Raw genomic sequence first — 23,531 nt, forward strand, 5'->3', positions numbered from 1 at the left:
AGGAGGGCGCACGGCGCTCTAGGTTCCGTTGGTTGTCTTACCATTCGGTGTCAGGCTTTTCATGACAGCGGCATAATTGCGGCCAAGGCTTTCAAACAGCGCATTGTTACCGGTTGGCGGAGCGACTGAAAGTGTTGTTCCATCGTGGCCAAGCGTAACGAAGACGACCTGATCTTGCGGCTGTCCGGGAATGGCAATTGCACCGATACGTTGTGCCTCGGTGGTGTCCAGCGCTGGCATATTGAAAAGTACTTCGCCGCCCACACGCTCCGCTGCCTTGGCAAGAGCCGTGTCAAATCCTTCGATGAGAACGTCTATGGCACCGAGCGCAAATTCGAGCTCGACTGCTTCCAGCGTCATGACATCCTGCTCCGCTTCAGCGGTGCTGGATGTGGCTGGCATTTGGCCATTATGAAGGGTTCGATCCATGTCGTCCTCTCCGACGAATCCGAAAAAAGCCCCCATATACGCGATCATGCCCTTCGTTAGAAGTTGCTGCAATAGCTTTTATATTGATTTCACTCTATTTTTCCCGCTGTTTTTTCATAGCTGGTTAAATTGCCAGCGAGTGCTGAGCCTTTTTCTTTTGCGCCAGAGCAGTCTCTGTTATGCATGATTGCGCTCTAAAGGCAGTTGGGACCCCGCATGAGAAAACTTCGCTATCAGCGCCGACAGTCTCGCTCCGCAATATGGGCATTGCGGTTTGGCGTTTTTGCGGCTGTCCTGTCAGCGCTTGGTCTTATTCTGCACAGGTTCGGTAAAATCGAGACACCCGATTTTGTTCTGGTAGCTGCTGCAGGCGGGATATTCGCGATTTTAGCACTGCTTTGTGCCGCAAAGGGGCTACGCAATCTATGGGTGAATGGTGACAAAGGCGGTGCGCGTTCGTTCTGGGCCAGCTTTCTGGCATGTGCTGTTCTGCTGCCCCTTTGTTTCGTCGCCTCGCTTTGGTATGGCTCGCCTCCGCTCTATGATCTGACGACCGACTTTGAGACGCCGCCGCAGTTTCCCTCGACCATGCCTGCACGCTTAACGCGTATGAATTCGCTGCCTGTTGAGGTCCAGAGCGATATGCTGAGGCAGATGTCCGCCTATCCTGATGTGATGGGGCGCCGCTATGAAGCTGCACCCGACCGGGTTGCACAAGGCGTGGAAAACACGTTGAAAGCATTTGGCTGGAAACAAATCAGCCGTGATACGCCGCTGCCAACGCAGAATGCGACACGCTTTGCAGCAACTGCGCACAGCACCATTCTTGGTTTGAAAAGCGATGTGGTCATCCGCCTGCTTGATGAAGGCGAAACAACCTATGTCGATATGCGATCCGTTTCGCGTTACGGCAATCGGGATATGGGCCTGAACGCTGCCTTTATCACTGAGTTTCTGTCCGCGCTTGAGGGCGAAGTGAACAAGGCTCCTGCAGATGTGGAGTAATCAACGCGGCTGATAAATGCCGTTGAGCGACGGGTTGCCATCCGTAATGACTTCACCGCGCCCGACAAGATCTTCAAGGTGGGCGAGAACTGAAAGAGCTGCAGCACCATGCAGGCGCGGGTCTGTATCGCGGTAGATAGCCTTGACCATGTCGGGAATGGTGCGGTCGCCTTGCACGATCCGCTCCAATATCGCACGCTCCCGCATTTTTCGATGTGCGCGCAAACCACGTACAAATGCAGCTGGCTTGGTGACGGCTCCACCATGACCCGGCAGATAGATGCGATCATCGCGCTCCAGCAGCTTTTCAAGCGAAGTCATGTAATCGCTCATCGATCCATCGGGCGGTGCGACGATGGATGTGGCCCATGCCATCACATGATCGGCTGAAAAAAGAATGCCGGTGCCTTCAAGGCCAAAAGCCATATGATTGGCGGCGTGTCCGGGTGTGTGTATGCCGCGAAGGCTCCAGTCATCGCCATCGATTTTCGCACCATCGGCGAGGGCCAGATCGGGCGCAAAATCAATATCGGCGCTCGCCTCCAGCATATTGATCTCGCCGCTATAATAGGGGCGGGCAGGGCGATGCGGACCTTCGGCGACAACGAGCGCGCCCGTCTGCTCCTTCAATCGTTTTGCGAGAGGCGAGTGGTCGCGATGCGTGTGGCTCACGAAGATATGACTGACAGGGCGACCGGCAATTGCTGCGAGCAATGCTTGATAATGCGCTTCATCTTCCGGTCCAGGATCGATTACCGCCAGTGTATCGGTGCCTACAATGTAACTGTTGGTGCCATGAAAGGTAAAAGCGCTGGGATTATTCGCGGTCAGCCGCAGCAGGCTTTTATTCAGGGCAACCGGAGTCCCATATTCAGGGGCAAAGCTGCCGTCAAAATCAAGCGCCATGGACTAACCCGTTCTTCTTTGGTTTTATTGATTAAGCGGCTTAGGACGAATATAGTCCGGTTTCAAATGATAATCTGGTCGAACGGTACTCACAGCGCCCATATTGGGTCGATATAAGGAGTGCGATGAACATGCGTCAGAGAAACAAATCAAGGGTTGCCGTTGCTTCTCTTCCTGCCGGCTACTTGCAAACCAGGCAATTGGCTCGCGCTTTCCGGTTTGTTTTGCTCGCGCTTATCGGCACCGCTGTTCTCACCATTTCCGCCAATATCAAAGTCGATCTTCTGTACGTCAACGTGACAATGCAGACAGCAGCGCTGTTTGCAATCTCTGCGTTTTATGGCTCGCGTCTGGCGGTTGCCACGGTTGCCCTTTATTTGCTTGAAGGCGCACTCGGCTTGCCGGTTTTCACCGGAACGCCGGAAAAGGGGCTTGGCCTCGCTTACATGGTTGGTCCGACAGGTGGCTATCTGCTGTCCTATCTCATTGCGGCCTGGATGGTCGGTCGCGCTGCCGATAAGGGGCTTGCGCACAAACCGCTTGTTCTCGGCGGTGTCATGCTTGCTGCCGAAGTTGTCATCCTTGTGATGGGAGCAGGTTGGATTGCCTATTTGTTCGGTTTAGAAAAAGGCATCGCATTCGGCTTTGGCGTGTTCATCATTGGTGATGTCGTCAAGCTCGCACTTGCTGCCTGTGGGGTTCCCGCAATCATGTCGCTTCTCAAGCGATAAACAGCGCAAGTCTTTGATAAATTGGACAGGCCGGGCGACGACCTCGGCCTTTTTCATGTGTTTGTTGAAACTGCTTCGCGATTGACAATTTGCTGGCGGCAAAGCTTTGTTAGGTGTCATAAAATCAGGTTTGTGGGGAGGACAGTGTGAAATTTGAAGTGCTTGAGGTTGAGCCGCTGACAAAGGCGGCTTTTGCGCCATTTGGGGATGTAATCGAGATTGAAGGCGCCGAACGTCGCCTTATCAACAATGGCACGACGGAGCGCTTCCACGATCTGGCCCATGTTGAAGCAGCAGGCACCGACGCCCGCGTCCTCATCAATATTTTTAGAGGCCAGTCCTTCACAGCGCCTGTCGATGTCGTCATGCTGGAGCGGCATCCGTTCGGCTCGCAGGCTTTTGTGCCGCTGAATGGCAGGCCGTTTCTTGTTGTTGTTGCAGAAGATGCGGATGGCAAACCCGGAAAACCGAGAGCGTTTCTGGCGCGGGGTGATCAGGGCGTCAATTACTGGCGCAATGTCTGGCATCATCCGCTTGTGTCGCTGGAGCAGACATCGGATTTTCTTATTGTTGACCGGGCAGGAAGTGAGAATAATCTGGAGGAATATTTCCTGCCGGATGTCACTTATCGCATTGAGACAATTCCGGCTCTCAAAACACAAATCTGAGGCGACCCATGGGCAAGCTATCAACACATGTTCTCGACACTGCACATGGTAGTCCAGCCGCAGCAATGCGGATTGAACTCTATCGTCTTGGCGCTTTAGGCAAAACCGAACTGATCAAGCGCACCGTCACCAATCTCGATGGTCGCACCGACGAACCATTGCTCAGCGGAAGTGAAATGCAGGAAGGCACCTATGAGCTTCAGTTTCATGTTGCTGAATATTTCGAAGGGCGTAGCGCCGATGTTGCCAATCCGCCGTTCCTTGATTTGATCCCGATCCGTTTTGCGATTGCAGATGAAGACGGCAATTATCATGTGCCGTTGCTGGTCAGCCCCTGGTCCTACTCGACCTATCGCGGCAGCTGACTTATCCCCACCAGCATAAGTGCGGTTAAGCTCCTCGCATTATCACAGCGAGGAGTTATTTATGGAACAGACACCCAATCTCAAACTTCCCTATATCATGCCCAGTCAGGCGCAGAAGCACGTCACACACAATGAAGCTTTGCGCTTTCTCGATGCGGTTGTGCATCTGAGTGTAAAATCCAGAACGCAAGCGGGCGCTCCGGAAACACCCGCCGCAGGTGATCGCTACATTGTTGCTGCCCCTGCTACCGGCCAATGGGCCGGAAAAGAGGGCAAGGTTGCCTTCTTTATCGATGGGGGATGGTCATTCGTGACCATCGCAAAAGGCTGGCTGGCCTACGTCGAAGAAGAGACCAAGCTATTTGTTTATAATGGCACAGAATGGCAGGTGACAGGCTCGGTGCCGGATAGTCTTTCGTTGTCCATGCTGGGCGTTCAGGCGACGGCTGATGCGATCAACCGTTTCGCCATTTCTTCGGAAGCGAGCCTTTTCAACAATGCCGGTGCCGGGCATCAGTTGAAAATCAACAAACAGACCGCAACCAATACGGCCAGCCTTCTGTTTCAGTCGGGCTGGACCGGATATGCTGAAATGGGCCTGAATGGGGACAATAATTTCAGCATAAAAGTCGGCGACGATAGCGGAAACTGGCGAGAGGCCATGAAGGTCGATCGAGCAACCGGCAATGTGGCCGTTGGTCAGATTTGGCCGGAAACACGGCTGCATGTCGATGGCCCGATACGCCCGGCCGCCTATGCGGTTGCCGCTTTGCCATCGCCGTCCCAGCACGGGGCTGGCGCAATGGCTTTTGTGAGTAACGCTAGCGGCGGCGCGCAAATGGCCTATTCGGACGGATCGGTCTGGCGAAGCGTGCGCACGGGCGCTGTTATTGTCTGATACGCTTTTGATGGAATGCAGCGGTGTTGCAGCATTCTCAATGATTGTATGTTCTCGCCAATTCAGATGACAACGACCTTTTTTGCCTGTGACGATAGATGTTCGTGAATAACCAGCGTGCCGCCTTCCGATTGTAACGGCAGCGGGGCTTTGGCTTCTCGTGCTTCCTTCGGCGTAATACCGAAGCGCCCTTTGAAAGCCTTAGTCAGTTGTGTGCTGTCATTAAAACCGCAGCGATAGGCGATTTCTTTAAGTGAAACAGGCTTGCCTTTTTGTTCGATCAGAATCCGGTAAGCCATATCGAGCCTCTTGTCGCGGATAACCTTTGCCACGCCGCCGTCCGGTTCAAATGCGCGATAAATATGTGAGCGCGACATGCGGAAATATTGTTGTATCGAATGGGGACCAAGAAGCGGGTTCGTTATGTTCTTGTCGATATAGGCAAGAATGCGATTGCGTATCGGCAGGTTGATTGTTGCACTCTCAGCAGCGCCTGTGTCCGCCCTTTTAATACATGCAGCAAGTAGCGCCATCATTGCATCTTTGGCGGCGATGGCCTCCACGGCGGAGAGTTCCTGAACCACATCATTGAGCCCGCGCAGAAACTCGAACAGGAGCTGGGTTGTCGCAGCTTCCGTTTTGAACACCATGCCATGAAGATTTCGCCATCCGATAAGCTTCTCCAGCTCTTGCCGTGGCATGATAACCGTCAGACGTGCGCCCGCTTCTGCATGACTGGTTATGACCTGTGACATGTCGAGGATGAAAATGTCACCGGGTTTCGCAGCAACAGAGACTCCGTTGAAATCTCCACTCAGGGTGCCGGAAAGTAGGGCTTGAAGAACATAGTGATCGAGACCAGTCTGAGCGATCAGGTTCTTTGTGCGCTCATAATGCTGGGTGTTAAAGGTGGTGGATCCAACCAGCATGTTGCCGAATGGATAAGAGCGCAAAGTACCGATAAAGCCTTCTTCGTTTTCTTCATCGAGGGCAGATACTTCGTAGAATAGCTTGATAGCGTCGCGCCAAAAATCGTCGCGCGCTTCGGCATCGACCATATCTGTCGATAAAAACAGCTCTTTTGTCATTCCAACCCCATTGTGGGAAGCAATTATTATTTCCCGCAAAAGGTTATTGCGACAAAAGCAATCAATTAGACGTTAAAATTCAATATAATAAGAAAGATGTGATCAATCTTTTGGGAAGTCGAAGTTTACTGGTCGCTTTTATGACGTAAATATTGTGCTTTACCATAAATGACAAAGCCCCGATCAATATTAGTAGTTGCTAATATTGATCGGGGCTTTGTGTTGTTTGTTAAGTGGGATTAGTAGGGGCTGTCAACCTTGCCCATTTCCACATAGACAGTCTTGATCTGGCTGTAATGTGTCAGTGCGGCAATGCCGTTTTCGCGGCCAATGCCGGACTGTTTGTAGCCGCCAAATGGCACTTCAACAGGCGTCAGGTTATAGGCGTTAATCCAGCAGGTTCCTGCCTTGATCTGTCCGATGACGCGATGGCCGCGGGCGATGTCGGCGGTGAATACACCGGCAGCCAGACCGAACTCGGTATCGTTGGCGCGCGCAATCACTTCATCCTCGTCCGAGAATTCGAGAATGCTCATGACCGGGCCGAAGATTTCCTCACGTGCAATCGTCATGTCGTCAGTCACATCGGTAAAGACTGTTGGCTCGATGAAGTAGCCTTTGTCGAAACCCTGAAGCTTTGGAACGCCGCCGCCGCATACAAGCTTCGCGCCTTCTTGCTTGCCCTTTTCAATATAGGACAAAACCTTGTCGCGCTGCGCGCTGTTGACGAGCGGTCCCATCTGGGTGGCTTCATCCAGAGGATCACCAATGCGGATTTTGCGGGTGCGTTCTACCAGACGCTCGACAAATGTTTCGCGAACATCCTTATGAACGAAAACGCGCGTGCCGTTGGAGCAGACCTGACCGGTCGAATAAAAGTTGCCGAGCATCGCACCGCCAATAGCGCTGTCGAGATCTGCATCATCAAATACGATGATCGGAGATTTGCCACCAAGTTCCATCGTGACATGCTTCAGGTGCTCACCAGCCTGTGACATGATCCGCTTGCCGGTTGGAACTGAACCGGTGAGCGAAACCTTCGCTGTCATGCGGTGATTGACGAGTGCCGCACCAACATCGCCAAAGCCTTGTACAACATTGAACAGACCGTCAGGAAGACCTGCTTCCTTATAGGCTTCTGCCAGCGCAAGTGCCGAAAGAGGGGTGTTCTCGGACGGCTTGAAGATGAAAGCGTTGCCCATAGCCAGTGCCGGCGCAGATTTCCATGCTGCGATCTGGATCGGGTAATTCCACGCACCGATGCCTACACAGATGCCGAGTGCTTCGCGGCGCGTGTAAGCAAACGACCCGCCAAGCTCTACGAACTCACCATTAAAGCCGGAAATGATGCCTCCGAAAAACTCAAGCGCATCTGCAGCCGATGCTGCATCCGCCACCAGTGTCTCCTGCAATGCCTTGCCGGTATCAAGCGTTTCGAGCTTGGAGAGCTTCTTGTTTTTCTCGCGTAGGATTTCCGCCGTGCGGCGCAGAATGCGGCCGCGTTCCACCGGCTTGAGCGCTGCCCATTCGCCTTGCGCTTTCAACGCGGCAGCATAGGCGCTCTCGATCACATCCGGCGTTGCTGAATAAAGCTTTGCGATTTCTTCGCCTGTCGCCGGATAGATGACGGGAAGCGGCTTGCCAGCTTTGTCTTCCACGAATGCGCCGCCGATGAAATGCGAGGCTTTAGGTTGGGCTTTCATTTTATTCTCCTCGAGTTTCATTAGCGATCAGATACTTCCCAGCGCGGGTTGATCCATGGTTCCTGATTGGATCGCGCCAGCGGAGTGCGTCCCAGAATATGATCCGATGCCTTTTCGCCAGTCATGATCGACGGGCCGTTGAGGTTGCCGTTGGTGATGCGCGGAAAGATGGATGAATCCGCGACCCGCAATCCGTCAACGCCAATCACCCGGCATTCTGGGTCAACCACTGCCATTGGATCGTCAACTGATCCCATTTTGCAAGTTCCGCAAGGGTGGAATGCACTTTCCACATGCTCGCGAATGAAATTGTCGATCTCGTCATTAGACTGCACATTCGCGCCGGGCTGGATTTCCGCGCCGCGATAAGGGGCAAATGCGTCCTGTCCGAAAACTTCGCGTGTCAGTCGCACGCAATGACGGAAATCGGCCCAATCATCCTCATGCGACATATAGTTGAACTTTATGACAGGCTTTTCGCGTGGATTAGCCGAGCGCAGTGTAACACTGCCGCGGGACTTGGAGCGCATCGGTCCAACATGAGCCTGAAAGCCGTGCGATTCTGCAGCCGCTTTGCCGTCATAGCGGATCGCGACCGGCAGGAAGTGGTATTGGATATCCGGATATTCCACGCCTGCTTTCGAACGCACGAAGGCTGCGGATTCGAAATGATTTGTTGCGCCATCGCCAGTTTTGAAGAACAGCCATTCCGCGCCAATCTTGGCTTTGGAAAAAAGGTTAAGCTTGGAATAGAGCGTGATCGGCTGCGTGCATTCCTGCTGGATATAGACTTCCAGATGATCCTGCAGATTTTGCCCAACGCCGGGACGATCAGCCACGACCTCAATGCCGTGCTCTTTAAGCTGCGCAGCAGGTCCAATGCCTGAAAGCATAAGCAGCTTTGGCGAATTGATCGACGATGCAGCGATGATGACTTCGCGGCGTGCGCGGATAGTCGAGAAAGTACGGCCCGCATCGATTTCAACCCCGACCGCGCGCTTTCCTTCCATCACGATTTTTCGTGCTAAGCCTTTGACGAGTTTCACATTGGGACGCTTGAGGGCAGGTTTAAGATAGGCATTGGCCGCAGACCAGCGACGTCCATTATGGATCGTCTGCTCCATCGGGCCAAAGCCTTCCTGCTTCTCGCCATTATAATCGTCAGTGACTTCAAAGCCCGCTTGTTGGCCGGCATCGACGAAGGCCTTGAACAGCGGGTTATCGCGACGACCGCGCTGAACATGCAGCGGACCATTGGTGCCGCGCCAGCCTTCCTGTCCGCCGTGGGAATTTTCCATCCGCTTGAAGTAGGGCAATACATCGGCATAGGACCAGCCGCGCGCGCCACTTTCCGACCAGTGATCGTAATCGCGTGCGTGCCCGCGCACATAGACCATGCCGTTGATGGATGATGATCCGCCGACCACCTTGCCGCGTGGGGTAACGAGGCTGCGCCCGCCGATATGCGGCTCTGGTTCGGTGGAAAAGCCCCAGTCATAGGTTTCCATATTCATGGGGAAGGAAAGGGCGGCTGGCATCTGGATCAGCGGGCCAATGTCCGGGCCACCGAATTCAATGACGATAACCGAGTGCCTGCCATCTTCCGACAGCCGGTAGGCCATAGCCGAACCGGCAGAGCCGGAGCCAATAATAACGAAATCCGCTTCCATCTTATTTCTCCGCCGAAAGCTGAACAGCGATGTAATCTTCAACAAGGGCAATTGCCGATGCCGCATTTGGCGCGTCGGCACCAAGGGCGTGGCGGATATAAAGCCCATCGATCAGCGCACCTGCGCCTTCGGCAATACGGTTGGCACGCTCGTGGCTGGTCAACTGTTCCAGCGCGAAGACGAAGTTTGAATGCAGGCGGCGCGCATAGATGCGCAAAAGCCGCTTTGTGTCTTCGGATTGCTGCGCATGAACATAGAAGGTCAGCCAGGCTGCAATCGTCTCCTGCGCAAACTGCGAGGCGGAAAAATTAACCGCGATGATGGCCGCAATACGCTCACGCGGGGTTTCTGCAAGCTTCACGGCGGCGTTCAAATCGCTCCCGAGCTCACGCAAGAGATGGCGCATGGTGGCCAGGATCAGCTTGTCCTTGCCGCCAAAATAGTGATGCGCAAGCGCGGGCGATACGCCTGCTTCATGGGCGATCTGTGCAACAGTGACGTCCAACGAACCACGCTGGCCGATAGTGCGGATGGCGGCATCGATCAGTTCGCGCCGCCGTAGGGGTTCCATCCCGATCTTAGGCATAATCGTCATCCGGGTTGAGGGCTGTTGATCCCTATTTTATCTTTGATTGACTGGTCAATCAATAAAAACTGGGCGTGCACTGAAATACGGATTTTTATCCGTTTGCACGCGTGTTCAGACTGTGGGCTTGCGGGGCGCGAGCGCTCTGCATACATTCAGATGATGAGCAGAGCTTTCACCAAAGAACAGGACGACGCGCCTATCGATCTCGGCGAGCGTCCCATCAGTCCGCACCGCAATCTCGTCACGCCGAATGGTTTGAAGATGATTGACGACGAGCTTGCACGGCTTCACCGCGAACTGGCCGAAGCGAATGTTGCAGGCGAGCGCTCAGCGATTGCCCGCGTTTCGCGTGATTTGCGCTACTGGACTTCGCGACGTGAAACCGCAGAACTATCCGCGCCCGATCCGGACAGTGACGTTGTACGCTTTGGCATGACGGTGGAGCTGGAAAACCTCGATGAAGGTGGCGTGCGGGTCTGGACCATTGTTGGCGAGGACGAGGCCGACCCCGCCAATGGCAAAATTTCCCACGTCTCGCCCGTGGCCATAATGCTTTTTGGAAAGCCGGTGGGCGATGTGCTGAAAATTAACGGCAGAGACTGGGAGATTGTGGCTGCATCGGTATGATTTACAGCCACCCCTTCCTTCGGAAATAAAACAGTGGCAGCAAAGCTGAGGCCACCATCAGGCCAAGCGCCATTGGATAACCCCAGGGTGAGTTCAGCTCCGGCATGAATGAGAAGTTCATGCCATAGATGGATGCGACGAGTGTTGGAGGCATGAAGCCCACTGCCGCAACCGAAAAAATCTTGATGATCGCGTTCTGCTCGACAGAGATAAGCCCGACAATCGTATCAAGCAGGAACGTCACCTTATTGGACAGAAAATCCACATAGGCGACCAGCGACTGCGCATCGCGTTCCAGCGATTTGACCCATGAGCGCGTGTCTTTCTTGGTCGCAACCGGGCTGTTGATTGCAGAGAGATAAACCAGCATTCTGCTGATGCCTGCCAAACTTTCGCGCATTCGCGATAGAAACGTACCCTGTCCACCGATCTGCGTGAGGATGTGCCGGAAATCCTCAGTCGTCATTGGCCGTGCCTTGGGCTGGCGACGATAGATCGAATGCGATGCCGCATCGATCTTGCCTGCAACGCCTTCCAGAATATCTGCCAGACGATTGGTGGTGGCCTCGATTATGCCGAGCATGATTGAAAGGCCGGAACATTTTGCATTCGGGATCAGGCCGTTGCCCGGCTTTGTCGCGCGCGTGATGTAAATACTGACCGATTTTGGATCGGCATAGCGAACCGTTACCAGCCGCTGTCCATGCAGAATGAAAGTGACAGGTGCGAGTTCACGATGATCGAGATCCACTGCATGAAGGATCGGCACAGTCAGATATTGCGCGCCGTTCTCCATATAGAATCTGCTCGATTCCTCGATTTCCGTCATGTCTTCACGGGTCGGGATCGAGATGCCGGTCCACGCCTCAACGATATGATCTTCATTGACGCCGGGTGCGAGAAGGTCAATCCAGATAACGTTTTCAGGAAGGGGATTGCCCGGCTCAACCTCGACGCGGTCGAGATGGTCTCCGTTAAGGCAGTAAAGAGTAATCATGCGGCACCCGGTTGCGAAGGCTTCATTCTAGCGTGCCACATTGCGCGATAATTGTTAACGGAATGCGGCAGATAAGGTTAAAGCAGATTGCACGTCGCATGTAATCCACATTGACACGCGAGATTATGACATATAATTCATCAAGTCATCTGATGACTTTGGTGATCTATGGAAACACTCTCAAGAAAAAGCCTTGCCGATGCTGCGGAACAGTCCATCCGGGCTGAGATCACGGCCGGCAATTGGCGCGTGGGTGAGCAATTGCCCAATGAAGCAAGCCTTTCCGCGAAACTTGGGGTCAGTCGTGGCACTGTGCGCGAAGCCGTGCGTGCGCTGGTCGCCCAAGGGATGCTGGAAACGCGGCAGGGTTCCGGAACCTATGTCCTGTCGGCGGCAGACATGCGCCGCAGCCTTGATCGTATTCGCCATACAAGTTTGCGTGACCGGTTTGAAACGCGGGCAGCGCTTGAGGCGGAAGCTGCCCGACTTGTTGCTCAACGAGCGACACCGGAAATGATCCGCCATCTTGAAGCGATGCTGGAGCAGCGCAACAAGCGTGCGGAAACAAGCCGAGCCGATTTTGTTTCGCGAGATTTTGCCTTCCATGAAGCAATCGTCGCGGCATCGGGCAACAATGCGCTTATCGAGGTCTATGCCTTCTTTTCCCAATCCATCCGGGAATCAATAGAAGCGACGCTCGATGGAGAGCTGCCGGAACCTGATAACGAAGAACACAGTGCCCTTATTGAAGCTATCGCCACTGGCAATCCCGACCTGGCAGGCGACGCAGTGCGTCGATTTATGGCGCCCCTAATCAAAGAACTTGAAAGGCTGTTGGCATCATGAGCCACACAAACAATGTTTCGTTGCAGGCAGCAACGGAAGAAAATCCGGCACACAATGCGGAGCCTTTTGTTGATGCCGAGGCCGACAGCGTGCCGCAACCCGCTGCACAACGCCTGCCGAGCCAAGCTTTGCGCGTGCTACTGGGCTTAAGTCTGGTGTTGATTGCTGCCAATCTGCGTCCGGTATTTTCAAGCGTTTCGGTCCTACTTCCAGAAATCATCGACGCAACCGGTATGTCCGGTTTTGCTGCTGGCTTGCTAACGACATTGCCGGTGGTCTGTTTGGGCGTATTCGCACCTTTCGCGCCGAGACTGGCCCAGCGCTACGGTGCCGAGCGCGTCTTATTGTTTGTTCTGATTGTCTTGACCATCGGCACGGCAATCCGCGGCATAGGAAGTCAGGCGTCACTGTATATTGGTGCGATATTGGCTGGTGCGGCCATTGCTACCGGCAATGTGTTACTGCCGGGGGTCGTAAAGCGGGACTTCCCTAAAACCGCTGCGATTATGACCGGCTTTTATACGATGGCGCTTTGTGGCGGAGCAGCCGCTGCTGCCGGGTTCACAATTCCGATTGAGCATATGCTCGGCGGTTCATGGAACCTTGCACTGGCTTTCTGGGCAATTCCAGCAGCTCTGGTTCTGGCACTTTGGCTACCACAGGCGCTGCGTGCGAAGCACAATGTCGCGCATTCAGGTTTTAAGGTTGTCGGGCTTTGGAAAGACAAGCTCGCCTGGCAGGTCACGTTGTTTATGGGCCTTCAATCCTCGATGGCTTATGTCGTTTTTGGCTGGCTTGCGCCAATTCTGCGAGAGCAGGGGCTGAGTGCTACGGCAGCTGGCGGCTTGGTTTCATTTTCGATCATGGTGCAGGTCGTGACCTGTCTGGCGATCCCATCGATTGCGATACGTCAAAAGAGCCAGAGCCTGCTTAATGTGGTGCTTTGCATCAGCGCGGCGTTGCCTTTAATGGGCTTTCTTTATCTGCCGCAATGGAGTTTCTGGCTTCTGGCCATTGTGCAGGGCTTTGGGCAGGGTGGTTTGATCGCTGCCGCTATGATGGTGATCGTGTTGCGCTCACCGGATTCACATACGGCAGCTCACCTGTCCGGCATGGCGCAATGCGTCGGCTATACATTGGCGGCTATTGGTCCGCTCGTTGTTGGCATGATCCATGGTGCGACAGGAAGCTTTGCCGCCTGCGGTATCTTCTTTGCAGCCCTTGGCTTGGGAGCAGCTATCAATGGCTGGGGTGCTGGGCGTACCCGTCATGTCGGCGTAACGGTCATAAAAGAAGCATAAAAAAAGCCCCGGAAATCCGGGGCTTTTTCTTTGGTGCGTCAAATTTATACGAACTGGCCGAGGCCTGGGATCGAGCCGACAACGGCGTCGACTGGTTCAGCACCAGCCTTTTCCTTGGCAAAACGGATGGTTTCCTTGGCAACGCCGGAGATTTCACCCATGCCGAGGCCAGCGCCCATCAGCTGCGAGCCGAGACCCATCACGCCGCCCATCAGGCCGGAAAGCAGACCGCCACCCTTGACCTGCGAAATGGCTTCTTCGGCGCCCGGGAAAGCTGCCAAAAGCTGCTGTACTTTATCAGCCGGGCCTTCCTTCTGCAGAAATGCCAAAATCATGCCAACAGCCTTTTCAGCAGTTGCTGCATCGATGCCAACATTGGAGGTGATGCGCGCGATCAGTTCGTCCATGAGAGTCTCCCAAATTTCTTACGTTTACGTAATATGCATTCTCATTGGCGCTTTGCAAGCTTTCCTGATTTAAAATATTCGCATTTTTCTGTGACGGCATGACGCCAAAATTGCACATCAATGGATAAAATGGCTTAATCATTGTTGCAGGGCGGTAGTGCTAGTATATCGTAAGGGAGCAAACCTTTTACGGAGCGACCTGCCTGATGACTGCTGATGATGCCATTTTCCTTGGTGCAAGCCGCAAACCAGACGATTCCTACCAGCAGCCTGAATATCTGGCGCTGAAATATGGTAACAGGCATGGCCTCGTTACCGGTGCGACAGGTACTGGTAAAACGGTCACGCTGCAGGTTCTCGCCGAGAGCTTTTCGGTGGCTGGCGTTCCAGTCTTCTGTGCCGATATCAAGGGCGATCTTTCCGGCATTGCCGCCAAAGGTGTCGTCAATGACAATCTGACCAAGCGCGCAGAGGAAATTCAGCTCAACCCATATGAGATGCGAGCATCTCCCGTTATTTTCTGGGATATTTTTGGCGAGCAGGGCCATCCGGTCCGTGCCACGATCTCCGAAATGGGGCCGCTGCTGCTCTCGCGCCTGATGAACCTGACCGATGCCCAGGAAGGCGTTCTTAACGTTGCTTTCCGTTTGGCCGATGAAGAAGGCCTGCTGCTGCTTGATCTCAAAGATTTGCAGGCAATTCTCGCGGAAATGGCCGAACGTTCGGCTGAGCTTTCTGCAAAATACGGTAACGTCAACAAGGCGTCGGTTGGTGCGATTCAGCGCTCGTTGCTCGTGCTTGATCAGCAGGGCGGCTCCAAATTTTTTGGCGAACCCGCCCTTCGTATCGCTGATCTGATGCGGACGACGACCGACGGTCGCGGTGTTATTAGCGTGCTAGCAGCCGACAAGCTGATGATGAGCCCGCGCCTTTACTCTACTTTCCTTCTCTGGCTCATGTCGGAACTCTTCGAGGAGCTTCCCGAAGTAGGCGATCCTGACAAGCCGCGTCTGGTCTTCTTCTTTGATGAAGCGCATTTGCTGTTCGATGAAGCACCGAAGGCGCTGGTTGATCGCGTCGAGCAGGTGGTTCGCCTGATCCGTTCCAAGGGCGTTGGCGTTTATTTTGTGACGCAGAATCCGCTCGATGTGCCTGAAACAGTGCTCGCACAGCTTGGCAATCGTGTTCAGCATGCGCTCCGCGCTTATACGCCTCGCGAAACAAATGCAGTGAAGACCGCTGCCGATACGTTCCGTCCAAACCCGGATTTCAAGACGTTTGAGGCGATCACCAATCTTTCAACCGGTGAAGCACTGATTTCGACCTTGCAGGCCAAGGGCGTGCCTTCGATGGTGCAGCGCACATTGATCCGCCCGCCATCGTCGCAGATTGGCCCACTGACGCCTGAAGAACGGGCGAAGATCATTGCCGCAAGCCCTGTCTCCGGCCAATATGATCAGACAATCGACCGCGATTCAGCGTTCGAAATGCTGGCGCGCAAAGCGCAGGCAGCAGCCGACGCCCAGCAGAAGACGAAGCAGGAAGAGGCCGGTGAAGGCGGCGGTATTTTTGGCGATCTGTTGGGAACTGCGCTTGGAACAGGTCGTCGATCTGGCCGTCAGACAGTTGCAGAAACGGCTATGAAATCAGTGGTTCGTTCTGTCAGTACGTCACTTGGACGTGCGCTTGTACGCGGCATTCTGGGCAGCTTCAAGCGCTGACAGATATTCGCCCGAAATGAAAAAAAGCCCCGGTTTTCCGGGGCTTTTTTGTATCTCGTAAATTCTGGATTACATAACCAGAATAGGCGATTTCGGTGGAACGCGGTTGTAAAGATCGATGATGTCCTGGTTCATCAGGCGTACGCAGCCCGAAGAAACGGCCTTGCCGATCGACCACCATTCAGGATTGCCGTGCAGACGATAGATCGTGTCCTTGCCATCCTTGAAGATGTAAAGAGCGCGGGCGCCGAGCGGATTCTTGAGACCTGGAGCCATGCCGCCGTTGCGCGAGCTGTATGGTTCGAGTTCTGGCTGGCGGGCAACCATTTCATCCGGTGGCGTCCAGCGTGGCCATTCGCGCTTGTACTGGATGACAGCGCGGCCCGACCATGCAAAGCCGTCGCGGCCGATGCCGACGCCGTAGCGCATTGCCTGTCCATTGCCCAGCACCAGATAGAGGAAACGGTTTGCCGTATCCACGACGATCGTGCCTGGCATTTCGCCAGTTGGATCCTGAACGACCTGGCGAAGATAGCGCTTGTCCATCTTCTGGATCGGAATGGCCGGTAGCTGAAAGCCATTGTCTTCTACAGCGGCATACATGGATGCCCAGCTTCCATAAGAAGCATCGACATTGGCCTGAGGGGTCCTGTTGATAGGATTGCCATTGGCATCAACATCAATGATTGGAACATTCTGCCCCAACTGAGCGCAACCGGCGAGGCCGGCCGCCGCTGTTGCTGTCATGGCCGTCAGAAAGGAACGGCGGGTAAGGGTCGTTTGCATATGAAAACCATTTTAGTGGCGGGAGGATTTTTAGATACAACGGTTAGGGTTAATGAAGTGCGACCAACTGATTGTGATAATCGCAGATTCTGCGGCTATAACGGCGTTAGACGCGTTTTGTTGCGGGCAAAACGCCCGATAATTGTGGCTCTCAGCCGTTCGTAATAAGGCCTAAAAGTGGCTGAAGCGCTGCAACCGGCCTCGTGTTGCCGTTGCGACACAATTTTAGCCGCAACAGGCGGTTGTCACCCAATTTGCGTTGTTCAAGTTTTAGTGAGATTCAGTCGAGCAATTGCAGGCTCGGCAGAATGAGGGCAGGGGGATATTGCTTATACTCGTCGGGTTGGTTGGACCGGTTGATCCAGACCGCGCGCATTCCGAATCGTGCGGCCCCTGCAACATCCCAGCGATTGGACGATTGAAACGAAATCGCCGACGGATAAAGCCGCCATTGCATCGTGATGAGTTCATAGACTGACGGTGACGTCTTATAACGCCTGACGCTATCGGCAGAGATGACATCATCAAGCAGGACATCGAGTGCAGAGGATTTGACTGCGGCTTCAAGCATGGCGGGCGAGCCATTGGACAAAATAGCCAGCCGCGCGCCCCGGCTTTTCAGGCTTTTGAGGGCCGCAGGCACTTCTGGATAACAGTCTAGCTTCCAGTATGCTTCAAGCAAATCGTTGCGAAGTGCCGGATCGACAGATGGATAACGTGCAAAGGCGAAATCCAGTGCTTCTTCCGTGAGCTTCCAGAAATCGCGATATTCGCCCATCAGACTGAGCGTCCACGAATATTCGAGCTGTTTGGTTCGCCAGAGCAGGGAGAAGGCCGCGCCATCCGGTCCCGCTTTATCTTCATGCCTACGCACGGCGGAATGCACATCGAACAATGTGCCATACGCGTCGAAAACATAGGAACTGTGGGACACCGATTTTCTCCGTTCGTGCATCAATCTCAAAAAAAGTAAAGTGAACCCTATCCTTATGCAATTTCAATAATAATTCATTGTGATGGGCGCTAAATTTAGAACATCCGGCATTGCCGCCTGCGGCATTGCGGCCTATGTAGATTGCGCACGCAAGTTTCCGGGTATGTGTTCGCACTGCCCCACAGTAGCTGCCTATTGTAAGCTGAAAGACAGAGGAGAGTTCCAATGGCCTTTGAACTGCCCGCCCTTCCGTACGATTATGACGCACTTGCTCCGTTCATGTCGCGCGAAACCCTCGAATTCCACCACGACAAGCACCATCAGGCTTATGTTACCAATGGTAACAAGCTGCTCGAAGGTTCCGGCCTTGAAGGCAAAAGCCTCGAAGAAATCGTCAAGGAAAGCTTCGGCAAGAATCAGGCGCTCTTCAACAATGCTGGTCAGCACTACAACCATCTCCATTTCTGGAACTGGATGAAGAAAGACGGCGGCGGCAAGAAGCTGCCAGGCAAGCTTGAAAAGGCTGTTGAATCCGATCTCGGCGGCTACGACAAGTTCCGCGAAGACTTCATTGCTGCTGGCGCTGGTCAGTTCGGTTCGGGCTGGGCATGGCTGTCGGTTAAGAACGGCAAGCTCGAAATCTCGAAGACCGCAAACGGTGAAAGCCCGCTGGTTCACGGCGCAACGCCAATCCTCGGCGTCGACGTATGGGAACATTCCTACTACATCGATTACCGCAACGCGCGTCCGAAGTACCTCGAAGCTTTCGTTGATAGCCTCGTAAACTGGGACTACGTCCTGGAGCTTTACGAAAAGGCATAATTTGCCTTTCGGTAATGACAATGAAGAGCCCCGCGAAAGCGGGGTTTTTCTTTGCTTAGAAAAAGTTCAATCGCCACTCGGGCTTAACCAAAACCCATGAGTCATACGCATTGGTTTGAATATTAGGGACCGACGGGTGAGTAAATGCTTGAGTTTAAAAGGTGAGTATTAATATCAAGTAATTCCCTTTTTATATAGTGATAATCTTGAATGCCTCCACGATTAAACAATAGTATTTATATCAGGTTTTTCACGTTGTCGTGAATGCGCTGTAATAATCGATATAAACTCGGCGTGTTACTTTTGAGAAGTGGGATTTATTCGGCGTCTTTGTTGCAAAGACTGAGATTGTATCGGATATTTTTACCAAGGGACGATCGTTGTTCAATTTTTAGATGCGGAGGATCGCATGCGTTCATTTTTTCTCGCCGTCAGTTCAGTGGCTCTTTTGACTGCCGGTGTGGCACATGCCGATGCTATCGCAGATCGTCAGGCAATCATGAAAGACATGGGCCGTTCTGTTGGACAGCTCGCGCCAATGGTGAAGGGTGATAAGCCTTTCGATGCGGCAGCCGCTCTGGCTGCCCTTGAAAAGATCGATGCGGACGCAAAGAAGTTCGACGTTGATACCCTGTTTCCTGCAGGTTCCGATCAGGGCGACACGGAAGCCTCACCAAAGATTTGGGAAAACAAGGAAGACTTCGTCAAGCACGTCGAAAAATTCCGCTCTGATGCAGCCGCAGCGCTCGCGGCCAAGCCTGCTGATCTCGATGCGCTGAAGCCAGCCTTTCAGCAGGTTGCCGCCAATTGTGGTTCCTGCCACCAGGCTTATCGCGTGAAAAAGAACTGACAAGAGCATCTGAGCCAATAGCGCGAAGCCTCTCCGGGGCAGATAAGTCTACAGACTGATTTCTGATCCCGCTTCGATGCATCGGATAATGCGCAAACAAAGGGATAGGGCGGTTTCAACAATTCTACTTGAATAGAAACCGCTCTAGCAGAACAATGGTCCGTAAACTCGCATATGCTGCCGGCGCTATAGTCATCATTGGTGCCGCCACCTTTTGGGTGCTGACGACGCCTCAGACGGTGGATCAGTCGGTGATTGCAGCTTTGCAGCCAGGTGATGCGACAAAGGGCGAGCATGTGTTCTGGGCAGGGGGCTGTGCTTCCTGTCATGCTGCTCCCGGCGCGTCGGGTGACGACCGCAAGGTTCTTACCGGTGGACATGAACTGGTTTCAGATTTTGGCACATTCATTGCGCCTAACATCTCTCCGTCAGCGCAGGGCATCGGTAACTGGACTCTGCACGACTTTGCAAATGCAATGCTGAAAGGTGTCGGGCGGGCAGGGGAGCATCTGTACCCTTCTTTCCCTTATACATCCTATGCAAAGATGCAGCCGCAGGATGTTGCAGACCTTTTCGCCTATATGAAAACCCTGCCTGCGTCGGATAATGTGGCACCACCGCATAAGCTGAGCTTCCCATTCAATATCCGCCGTGGATTGGGTCTTTGGAAGCAGCTTTATCTTTCCGATAAGCCGGTCGTTGAACTGGCAAATGCATCCGATCAGGTGAAGCGCGGTCAATATTTAACGGAAGCGCTTGGCCATTGTGGCGAGTGCCATACGCCGCGTAATGTCATTGGCGGGCTTGATGATAAGCAATGGATGGCCGGTGCGCTTTCACCTGAAACGGGAAGCGATGGTCGCAAGGGTGTGGTTCCCAATATTACCTCTGGTGAAGGCGGTATTGGCGAATGGGGCGAGAACGATGTCGCCTATGCGCTGCAAAGTGGCTTCACACCGGATTTTGACTCACTCGGCGGATCGATGGCCGATGTCGTTGCCAATATGGCGCATCTGACAGACGCAGATCGAGATGCGATTGCCGCTTATCTCAAAGCCATTCCGGCGCATTCAAACGGCTATCCGTCCAATCGCTAGAGCATAATTCCTTAAACTTGAGTCAGTTTAAGATGAAATTATGCTCTAGTTTAAAGTGTTAGAGCGACCTTTGCGCGCCTGTTTAGGCGCACGGCGCTCTAATTACCGCTTCGTGCAGCGGACAACTGTTGCGGCACCGGCATTGGTGTATTTGCTCTGCATTGTGTAGAGCCAACCTTTACACTCAGCCATTGTCTTGAAGCAGCGGAAGCGATCAATCGGCACCAGCCCATCGCCATCGCTGACAAATGGTGAATCGTCTACACCGCTGAACTGACCGACAATAACGCCGCTACCGCGTGGTGGCGTATTGCAACGTTGACCCGCAAATTCGCTGACGTTTTTGCGGACTTGTGCGTTGGCGGCCGATACTGACGGTAGTGCTACAAAAGCGGAAACCAGTAAACTCAATGCGGCCGTTGAAACGGTGAAGCCCTGACGCAACATGGAACACTCCCACTATTTGAAGTTATTCAACTAGAGCGGTTTTAGCGAATGCTGAGTCATTGAAACCGCTCTATCTATTTGTTCTTACGCATTTCCAGACGCAAAATTGGTTCCCACTTTTGCTGGAACGCTCTAAGAAGATTATACGCCATTTGGTGAAGTTTTCTAATCTCAAATTTTCTTACAAGTTCCGATATTTGTTCACTAAATTAGGCTTAAGATCGAAAGTACGTTCACTTCTTAAGTATTAATCTTGTTGACGAAAGGCATCGTTATTTATAGACAGCAGCACGGTTCCGGCACCTGCCGCCTGCAGACGAATGTCTCGGTGAAGCCCGGCTTTTGATATCTTCACCCTCGAAGCATTTCGTTGGTGGTAATGCAGGCACCCATCGCAATTGAAATGTGATTTGAGGAGTCTGTGATGTCTTCGGGACAATCACTCGATAATCGTTTTCTGCACGCTTCTCCGGGGCGTGTGTTTCTGACCAATGTGCTGCCCATGACGCTCATCATGGTGATGAACGGCTTGCTGAGCGTGGTCGATGCAATCTTCCTGGGCCATTTTGTTGGCGCCAGAGCCATGGCTGCAGTCAGTCTGGTCTTCCCGGCAATTATGCTCACAATTGCCATGTCAACGCTGGTCAGCGGCGGCATGTCGAGCCAGATGGCAAGGCAGCTTGGTGGCCGCAGGATTTCAGAGGCGGAAGCAACCTTTGCACGCGCTCATGGTCTGGCACTCATCATCGCGTTGGGCTTGATTGCGCTATTTTTTCTGGTTGGACGCCCGCTTATCAATGGTATGGCGGACGGCGATATGGCGCTTGCAGAAATGGCATATCTCTTTCTGTTCATCACCATTCTAGCGCTGCCGCTTCAATTTGTCCTTGGCCTTCATGCCGATGCATGGCGCAATGAGGGGCGAGCTGGCCTGATCGCGATAATGTCGGTCTGCGTGACGCTCGCCAATATTGCACTGAACTACATTTTCATTGCGAAGATGGAGCTTGGCATTGCCGGATCGGCTTTGGGTACGGTTTTTGCTCAAACTCTTGGCTTGTTGTTGCTACTTGGTTTCAGGCAATTCAAGCAGGGTACGATTTCGCTCAATGCTTTGTGGCACAACTCCTGGGTCGGCGGTTGGGGACGTATTGCGGGTCTTGGGGCTCCGCTGAGTTTGAGCTTTATTGGCATTGCGTTGAGCACGGCCTTTGTGATTAGCGCGCTTCGTTTTTCCGAAGGCTCGGACTATGCGTTGAACGTTGCGGCTTATGGCATTGTAATGCGGATATTCGGCTTCACATATCTGCCTTTGATGGCTGTAGCGCTCGCAATGCAGAGCATCGTCGGCAACAATGTGGGTGCGGGTCTTTATCAGCGCTCGGACACTGTTTTGCGCATCGCGCTAACAACAGTGTTCGTCTATTGCCTCATCATCGAGATCATTGTCCTGATGGTCAGTAATTCCATCGGCTTGATCTTTGTGGACGACCTTGCAGTGAGTGAAGCGGTGGCACAGATCATTCGCCCAATGACCTATGCTTATCTTTTCACCGGGCCCGTTTTGGTTTTTGCGCTTTATTTTTAGGCCATTGGGCAGCCCGCACGAGCAGGACTTCTGACATTGAGCAAGCCGTTTGTGCTTCTGCCTGCTTTCGTAACGGTGCTTACAGCATTCTGGGGCGTTAATGCGATCTGGTTTGCATTCACGCTCGCAGATACGGTGATTGCGCTCATAGCTTTCGCAGTTCTGATTGCCGCTTTGAAGAAGCGGACATCTGCAGGCGGGCTTGGACTGTCACCTGCAGCAAAGCTTGCAACGGAACGTTACAGCGGTTCCAGTAAAGAATGAATCGTTGGAAGCGCTGTAACTGTTTGTTTTTACGTATTATCCGACGCGAAACCGCTTCGCACTTTTGCTGGAAATGCTATTAAAACGAGAACTCCCGCCGGATGAAAATCCGGCGGGAGTTCCAATTTTCTTGCATTTATTGATAAGCCGTCAGGCTTTTCCGACCGCTTTCAACGCAAAAGCATAAGTGTAGGCAACTTCTTCCAGTCGGGAGAAACGACCCGAGGCACCGGCATGTCCCGCATCCATATTGATGCGGAAAAGAACCGGATGATCGTCTGTCTTAAGCTCACGCAGTTTCGCAACCCACTTGGCAGGTTCCCAATAGGTAACGCGCGGGTCGGTCAGACCAGCCACAGCCAGAATGCGCGGATAGGCTTGCGCGCTGACATTATCGTAAGGCGAATAGGCTGCGATGTTGCGATAATCGGTTTCTGAGGTGATCGGATTGCCCCATTCCGGCCATTCAGGCGGCGTCAGCGGCAAGGTATCATCAAGCATGGTGTTGAGCACATCCACGAACGGAACTTCCGCAATAATGCCACCAAAGGCTTCCGGTGCCATATTGGCGATAGCGCCCATCAGCATACCGCCTGCCGAGCCGCCATGGGCGACAATGCGATCATGGCTGGTGAAACCGTGCGTGACGAGGTGTTTTGCTGCCGCGATGAAATCCATAAACGTGTTGGTCTTCTTCTCGCGCTTGCCGTTTTCGTACCAGGCAAAACCCTTGTCCTTGCCGCCACGAATATGCGCGATGGCATAGATGAAGCCGCGATCCACGAGCGACAG

General features: G+C 53.4%; 26 protein-coding genes. 14 read left to right on the forward strand and 12 right to left on the reverse strand.

Features of this window, described 5'->3' with window-relative positions; translation table 11 throughout:
* Positions 1 to 18: 18 nt before the first annotated feature.
* The gene (locus tag RT142_RS23515; protein ID WP_007874087.1) at positions 19 to 429 is read right to left on the reverse strand and encodes a hypothetical protein; all 411 of its coding nucleotides are present in this window, start codon (positions 427 to 429) and stop codon (positions 19 to 21) included.
* A gap of 216 nt (positions 430 to 645) precedes the next feature.
* Here RT142_RS23515 and RT142_RS23520 point away from each other — a divergent pair, with 216 nt between their 5' ends.
* Positions 646 to 1,434, forward strand: a complete 789-nt coding sequence (locus RT142_RS23520) for a DUF1499 domain-containing protein (protein ID WP_312472225.1) — start codon at positions 646 to 648, stop codon at positions 1,432 to 1,434.
* On the opposite strand, the gene RT142_RS23525 is transcribed toward RT142_RS23520, so the two are convergent.
* Positions 1,435 to 2,340 (reverse strand): MBL fold metallo-hydrolase, encoded by a 906-nt coding sequence (locus tag RT142_RS23525; RefSeq protein ID WP_112805135.1) that lies wholly within the window; start codon positions 2,338 to 2,340, stop codon positions 1,435 to 1,437.
* 131 nt (positions 2,341 to 2,471) lie between these two features.
* Between RT142_RS23525 and RT142_RS23530 the strand changes: the two genes are divergently transcribed.
* The 4 genes from RT142_RS23530 (at position 2,472) to RT142_RS23545 (ending at position 5,002) form a co-directional block, all read left to right on the forward strand.
* The gene (locus tag RT142_RS23530) at positions 2,472 to 3,071 is read left to right on the forward strand and encodes a biotin transporter BioY (RefSeq protein WP_112805190.1); all 600 of its coding nucleotides are present in this window, start codon (positions 2,472 to 2,474) and stop codon (positions 3,069 to 3,071) included.
* A 146-nt stretch (positions 3,072 to 3,217) separates the two neighbouring features.
* The gene (locus RT142_RS23535) at positions 3,218 to 3,739 is read left to right on the forward strand and encodes an ureidoglycolate lyase (RefSeq protein WP_079211614.1); all 522 of its coding nucleotides are present in this window, start codon (positions 3,218 to 3,220) and stop codon (positions 3,737 to 3,739) included.
* Between the two features lie 8 nt (positions 3,740 to 3,747).
* On the forward strand, positions 3,748 to 4,104 hold the full coding sequence (gene uraH / locus RT142_RS23540; protein WP_007874093.1) for a hydroxyisourate hydrolase: 357 nt from the start codon (positions 3,748 to 3,750) through the stop codon (positions 4,102 to 4,104).
* A gap of 61 nt (positions 4,105 to 4,165) precedes the next feature.
* On the forward strand, positions 4,166 to 5,002 hold the full coding sequence (locus RT142_RS23545) for a DUF2793 domain-containing protein (protein ID WP_313031960.1): 837 nt from the start codon (positions 4,166 to 4,168) through the stop codon (positions 5,000 to 5,002).
* Between the two features lie 62 nt (positions 5,003 to 5,064).
* On the opposite strand, the gene RT142_RS23550 is transcribed toward RT142_RS23545, so the two are convergent.
* From RT142_RS23550 to betI, 4 genes are all read right to left on the reverse strand, one after another.
* Positions 5,065 to 6,090 carry a helix-turn-helix domain-containing protein gene (locus RT142_RS23550; RefSeq protein WP_064320313.1) on the reverse strand — a complete coding sequence of 342 codons (1,026 nt, stop codon included), beginning with the start codon at positions 6,088 to 6,090 and terminating at the stop codon, positions 5,065 to 5,067.
* A gap of 239 nt (positions 6,091 to 6,329) precedes the next feature.
* Entirely contained in the window at positions 6,330 to 7,793 is a 1,464-nt protein-coding gene (gene betB / locus RT142_RS23555; RefSeq protein ID WP_105518277.1) for a betaine-aldehyde dehydrogenase, read from the reverse strand.
* A 20-nt stretch (positions 7,794 to 7,813) separates the two neighbouring features.
* Complete coding sequence (gene betA / locus RT142_RS23560) at positions 7,814 to 9,463, reverse strand: choline dehydrogenase (protein ID WP_313031967.1); 1,650 nt, start codon at positions 9,461 to 9,463, stop codon at positions 7,814 to 7,816.
* A 1-nt stretch (position 9,464) separates the two neighbouring features.
* Positions 9,465 to 10,049, reverse strand: a complete 585-nt coding sequence (gene betI / locus RT142_RS23565) for a transcriptional regulator BetI (RefSeq protein WP_007874105.1) — start codon at positions 10,047 to 10,049, stop codon at positions 9,465 to 9,467.
* A gap of 162 nt (positions 10,050 to 10,211) precedes the next feature.
* On the opposite strand from betI, the gene RT142_RS23570 reads away from it, so the two are divergent.
* The gene (locus RT142_RS23570) at positions 10,212 to 10,679 is read left to right on the forward strand and encodes a GreA/GreB family elongation factor (protein WP_113159844.1); all 468 of its coding nucleotides are present in this window, start codon (positions 10,212 to 10,214) and stop codon (positions 10,677 to 10,679) included.
* A 1-nt stretch (position 10,680) separates the two neighbouring features.
* Here the strand turns inward: RT142_RS23570 and RT142_RS23575 are convergent, their stop codons facing one another.
* Entirely contained in the window at positions 10,681 to 11,676 is a 996-nt protein-coding gene (locus tag RT142_RS23575) for a magnesium transporter CorA family protein (RefSeq protein WP_007874109.1), read from the reverse strand.
* A 168-nt stretch (positions 11,677 to 11,844) separates the two neighbouring features.
* On the opposite strand from RT142_RS23575, the gene RT142_RS23580 reads away from it, so the two are divergent.
* Both RT142_RS23580 and RT142_RS23585 read left to right on the forward strand, forming a co-directional pair.
* Complete coding sequence (locus RT142_RS23580) at positions 11,845 to 12,522, forward strand: FCD domain-containing protein (protein WP_313031971.1); 678 nt, start codon at positions 11,845 to 11,847, stop codon at positions 12,520 to 12,522.
* Positions 12,519 to 13,823 carry a CynX/NimT family MFS transporter gene (locus RT142_RS23585; RefSeq protein ID WP_112805127.1) on the forward strand — a complete coding sequence of 435 codons (1,305 nt, stop codon included), beginning with the start codon at positions 12,519 to 12,521 and terminating at the stop codon, positions 13,821 to 13,823. The genes RT142_RS23580 and RT142_RS23585 overlap by 4 nt, the downstream gene beginning before the upstream one ends.
* 44 nt (positions 13,824 to 13,867) lie before the next feature.
* On the opposite strand, the gene RT142_RS23590 is transcribed toward RT142_RS23585, so the two are convergent.
* Positions 13,868 to 14,230 carry a hypothetical protein gene (locus tag RT142_RS23590; protein ID WP_007874122.1) on the reverse strand — a complete coding sequence of 121 codons (363 nt, stop codon included), beginning with the start codon at positions 14,228 to 14,230 and terminating at the stop codon, positions 13,868 to 13,870.
* 206 nt (positions 14,231 to 14,436) lie between these two features.
* Here RT142_RS23590 and RT142_RS23595 point away from each other — a divergent pair, with 206 nt between their 5' ends.
* A complete protein-coding gene (locus tag RT142_RS23595; protein ID WP_200635383.1) occupies positions 14,437 to 15,951 on the forward strand; it encodes a helicase HerA-like C-terminal domain-containing protein in 1,515 nt (504 codons plus the stop codon).
* 69 nt (positions 15,952 to 16,020) lie between these two features.
* Here the strand turns inward: RT142_RS23595 and RT142_RS23600 are convergent, their stop codons facing one another.
* The gene (locus RT142_RS23600) at positions 16,021 to 16,737 is read right to left on the reverse strand and encodes a L,D-transpeptidase (protein WP_007874129.1); all 717 of its coding nucleotides are present in this window, start codon (positions 16,735 to 16,737) and stop codon (positions 16,021 to 16,023) included.
* Positions 16,738 to 17,017: 280 nt separating this feature from the next.
* Positions 17,018 to 17,671 (reverse strand): haloacid dehalogenase type II, encoded by a 654-nt coding sequence (locus tag RT142_RS23605; RefSeq protein WP_007874130.1) that lies wholly within the window; start codon positions 17,669 to 17,671, stop codon positions 17,018 to 17,020.
* A gap of 225 nt (positions 17,672 to 17,896) precedes the next feature.
* Between RT142_RS23605 and RT142_RS23610 the strand changes: the two genes are divergently transcribed.
* From RT142_RS23610 to RT142_RS23620, 3 genes are all read left to right on the forward strand, one after another.
* Entirely contained in the window at positions 17,897 to 18,493 is a 597-nt protein-coding gene (locus RT142_RS23610; RefSeq protein WP_007874131.1) for a superoxide dismutase, read from the forward strand.
* 409 nt (positions 18,494 to 18,902) lie between these two features.
* On the forward strand, positions 18,903 to 19,343 hold the full coding sequence (locus RT142_RS23615; RefSeq protein WP_007874132.1) for a c-type cytochrome: 441 nt from the start codon (positions 18,903 to 18,905) through the stop codon (positions 19,341 to 19,343).
* Positions 19,344 to 19,498: 155 nt separating this feature from the next.
* A complete protein-coding gene (locus tag RT142_RS23620) occupies positions 19,499 to 20,440 on the forward strand; it encodes a cytochrome c (protein WP_079211628.1) in 942 nt (313 codons plus the stop codon).
* Positions 20,441 to 20,542: 102 nt separating this feature from the next.
* Here the strand turns inward: RT142_RS23620 and RT142_RS23625 are convergent, their stop codons facing one another.
* Positions 20,543 to 20,887: a hypothetical protein gene (locus RT142_RS23625; protein WP_064320321.1), complete on the reverse strand. Its 345-nt coding sequence runs from the start codon at positions 20,885 to 20,887 to the stop codon at positions 20,543 to 20,545.
* Positions 20,888 to 21,311: 424 nt separating this feature from the next.
* On the opposite strand from RT142_RS23625, the gene RT142_RS23630 reads away from it, so the two are divergent.
* Both RT142_RS23630 and RT142_RS23635 read left to right on the forward strand, forming a co-directional pair.
* Positions 21,312 to 22,475: an MATE family efflux transporter gene (locus RT142_RS23630; protein WP_313031978.1), complete on the forward strand. Its 1,164-nt coding sequence runs from the start codon at positions 21,312 to 21,314 to the stop codon at positions 22,473 to 22,475.
* Positions 22,476 to 22,511: 36 nt separating this feature from the next.
* Complete coding sequence (locus RT142_RS23635) at positions 22,512 to 22,739, forward strand: hypothetical protein (protein ID WP_313031980.1); 228 nt, start codon at positions 22,512 to 22,514, stop codon at positions 22,737 to 22,739.
* Between the two features lie 150 nt (positions 22,740 to 22,889).
* On the opposite strand, the gene RT142_RS23640 is transcribed toward RT142_RS23635, so the two are convergent.
* On the reverse strand, positions 22,890 to 23,531 hold a 642-nt coding region (locus tag RT142_RS23640; RefSeq protein ID WP_313031982.1), incomplete at its 5' end, for a prolyl oligopeptidase family serine peptidase.

The sequence above is a fragment of the Brucella sp. genome (assembly GCF_032066345.1).
Taxonomy (GTDB): Bacteria; Pseudomonadota; Alphaproteobacteria; order Rhizobiales; family Rhizobiaceae; genus Brucella; species Brucella pseudogrignonensis.

Excerpts from the sequence above, each read along its gene's own strand:
- RT142_RS23570 (WP_113159844.1), top strand. The coding sequence starts at position 10,212 with ATGAGCAGAGCTTTCACCAAAGAACAGGACGACGCGCCTATCGATCTC.
- RT142_RS23580 (WP_313031971.1), top strand. The coding sequence starts at position 11,845 with ATGGAAACACTCTCAAGAAAAAGCCTTGCCGATGCTGCGGAACAGTCC.
- RT142_RS23545 (WP_313031960.1), top strand. The coding sequence starts at position 4,166 with ATGGAACAGACACCCAATCTCAAACTTCCCTATATCATGCCCAGTCAG.
- uraH (WP_007874093.1), top strand. The coding sequence starts at position 3,748 with ATGGGCAAGCTATCAACACATGTTCTCGACACTGCACATGGTAGTCCA.
- RT142_RS23590 (WP_007874122.1), bottom strand. The coding sequence starts at position 14,230 with ATGGACGAACTGATCGCGCGCATCACCTCCAATGTTGGCATCGATGCA.
- RT142_RS23615 (WP_007874132.1), top strand. The coding sequence starts at position 18,903 with ATGCGTTCATTTTTTCTCGCCGTCAGTTCAGTGGCTCTTTTGACTGCC.
- RT142_RS23625 (WP_064320321.1), bottom strand. The coding sequence starts at position 20,887 with ATGTTGCGTCAGGGCTTCACCGTTTCAACGGCCGCATTGAGTTTACTG.
- betB (WP_105518277.1), bottom strand. The coding sequence starts at position 7,793 with ATGAAAGCCCAACCTAAAGCCTCGCATTTCATCGGCGGCGCATTCGTG.
- RT142_RS23620 (WP_079211628.1), top strand. The coding sequence starts at position 19,499 with ATGGTCCGTAAACTCGCATATGCTGCCGGCGCTATAGTCATCATTGGT.
- RT142_RS23520 (WP_312472225.1), top strand. The coding sequence starts at position 646 with ATGAGAAAACTTCGCTATCAGCGCCGACAGTCTCGCTCCGCAATATGG.
- RT142_RS23530 (WP_112805190.1), top strand. The coding sequence starts at position 2,472 with ATGCGTCAGAGAAACAAATCAAGGGTTGCCGTTGCTTCTCTTCCTGCC.
- RT142_RS23515 (WP_007874087.1), bottom strand. The coding sequence starts at position 429 with ATGGATCGAACCCTTCATAATGGCCAAATGCCAGCCACATCCAGCACC.
- RT142_RS23575 (WP_007874109.1), bottom strand. The coding sequence starts at position 11,676 with ATGATTACTCTTTACTGCCTTAACGGAGACCATCTCGACCGCGTCGAG.
- RT142_RS23610 (WP_007874131.1), top strand. The coding sequence starts at position 17,897 with ATGGCCTTTGAACTGCCCGCCCTTCCGTACGATTATGACGCACTTGCT.
- RT142_RS23630 (WP_313031978.1), top strand. The coding sequence starts at position 21,312 with ATGTCTTCGGGACAATCACTCGATAATCGTTTTCTGCACGCTTCTCCG.
- betI (WP_007874105.1), bottom strand. The coding sequence starts at position 10,049 with ATGCCTAAGATCGGGATGGAACCCCTACGGCGGCGCGAACTGATCGAT.
- RT142_RS23595 (WP_200635383.1), top strand. The coding sequence starts at position 14,437 with ATGACTGCTGATGATGCCATTTTCCTTGGTGCAAGCCGCAAACCAGAC.
- RT142_RS23525 (WP_112805135.1), bottom strand. The coding sequence starts at position 2,340 with ATGGCGCTTGATTTTGACGGCAGCTTTGCCCCTGAATATGGGACTCCG.
- RT142_RS23585 (WP_112805127.1), top strand. The coding sequence starts at position 12,519 with ATGAGCCACACAAACAATGTTTCGTTGCAGGCAGCAACGGAAGAAAAT.
- RT142_RS23600 (WP_007874129.1), bottom strand. The coding sequence starts at position 16,737 with ATGCAAACGACCCTTACCCGCCGTTCCTTTCTGACGGCCATGACAGCA.
- betA (WP_313031967.1), bottom strand. The coding sequence starts at position 9,463 with ATGGAAGCGGATTTCGTTATTATTGGCTCCGGCTCTGCCGGTTCGGCT.
- RT142_RS23550 (WP_064320313.1), bottom strand. The coding sequence starts at position 6,090 with ATGACAAAAGAGCTGTTTTTATCGACAGATATGGTCGATGCCGAAGCG.